This is a genomic window from Acinetobacter sp. 228 (assembly GCF_048147885.1).
Window position 1 is genome coordinate 1 of record NZ_JAYWYV010000230.1, and the last position, 1,468, is coordinate 1,468.

Here is a 1,468-nt window from a genome sequence, read left to right on the forward strand (position 1 = left end):
TCTAAAGCAGGTGCTCAGCTGATGACTTGGTTCGGTATGGCGTGTGAATTACACCGTGACTGGCGTAATGATATTGAAGGTTTGGGTACATTGTTCTCAAATCATATCCCTGACTACCGTAACCTGATTTCAAGTTACAATCACAACACTAGCCAAAAATAAGTTCTACTGCCAAGATTAGAATGCTTAAGCATTCTAATCTTGAATTTAAATGGGTTGAACGGACATTGATAAGCTCTTTTGATGATTTTTATTATTTCTATTTGGTCGTGAAACACGGCGGCTTTAGTGCTGCCAGTGAGGCCGAAAATATTAGTAAATCCAAGCTCAGCCGACGCATTATTGACCTTGAAAATAAATTTAATGTCAGCCTGATTCAAAGAACAACCCGCCATTTTAAAGTGACCGATTTAGGTCAAGAGTTTTACGAGGAATGCTGCAAAGTCATTGCTCAAGTTGAATGTGCAGAGAACGTGTTATTAAAGCAAAAAAGTGAGCCTCAAGGTTTGGTAAAAGTAAGCTGCCCACCTTTAATGATGCATTTTCAAATTAGAAAAATTTTAAATCAGTTTTTAAAAACCTACCCTAAAGTTGAAATATCTCTTGAGCTAACCAGCCGTCGAGTAGATATCTTGCATGATGACATCGACCTTGCGATTCGAACCAATTTTGAACCGAATGAAGATTCAAATTTGATTGTTCGTGATGTGATTAAAACTGATCACTGTCTGGTGGCTTCGCCTGAATTACTGCAAGGTCGCACCATTAAGCATTATTCCGAATTACAGGACTTTCCAAGTATTAGCTTAGGCACACAAAAGCAAAATTATATTTGGCATTTATGCAATATACGTAATGGTGAATCGGTTGATGTTCCTTATCAACCACGAATTAAAAGTAATGACTTGGCAGGTGTTTACTATGCCGTAATGGATGGTTTAGGTATTGCAGATCTTCCTTTTTTAACCGTTGAATCGGAAATTCGTAAAGGAACACTGGTTCATATTCTTCCTGACTGGAAGTCGAATATTGGTATGCTACAACTGGTTTATGTGTCCCGAAAAGGGCAACGTCTGGTGGTCGAAAAACTCATTGAAACCCTCATTGAAGAACTCAGACGTTTACCCGAAAGCCATGAAGGATATTTGCCGACTTAAATAAAAAAACCGGTCATGAATGGGCAGGACCGTTTTTTTTTGTGAAACATCACATGCAGTATAACTGCATGTTTTCGTTCAGAACAAAGCAAACTCGCTTTATTCCTTACTCAGATAAATCTACGCAGAGGTATTTCATTTCGACATATTCTTCGATGCCGAATTTTGAACCTTCACGGCCTAGACCTGACTGTTTTACGCCGCCAAACGGAGCAACTTCGTTTGAAATCGCGCCCGTGTTAATGCCGACCATACCGTACTCAAGTGCCTCCCCTACTCGCCATTGACGAGCTGTGCTTTGAGTAAACAAA

Annotated in this window: 2 protein-coding genes and 1 pseudogene; 2 read left to right on the top strand and 1 reads right to left on the bottom strand. The window is 39.6% G+C overall.

Annotated elements, in window-relative coordinates:
- Both VXQ92_RS17660 and VXQ92_RS17665 read left to right on the top strand, forming a co-directional pair.
- Window positions 1-162: pseudogene (locus VXQ92_RS17660) on the top strand (hydrolase); the annotation flags it as partial.
- A 20-nt stretch (window positions 163-182) separates the two neighbouring features.
- Entirely contained in the window at window positions 183-1,157 is a 975-nt protein-coding gene (locus tag VXQ92_RS17665) for a LysR substrate-binding domain-containing protein (RefSeq protein WP_000912183.1), read from the top strand.
- A gap of 106 nt (window positions 1,158-1,263) precedes the next feature.
- Here VXQ92_RS17665 and VXQ92_RS17670 read toward each other — a convergent pair.
- Window positions 1,264-1,468, bottom strand: a 205-nt coding sequence (locus VXQ92_RS17670; protein WP_416682688.1) for an aldehyde dehydrogenase family protein, incomplete at its 5' end; no start/stop codon positions are given.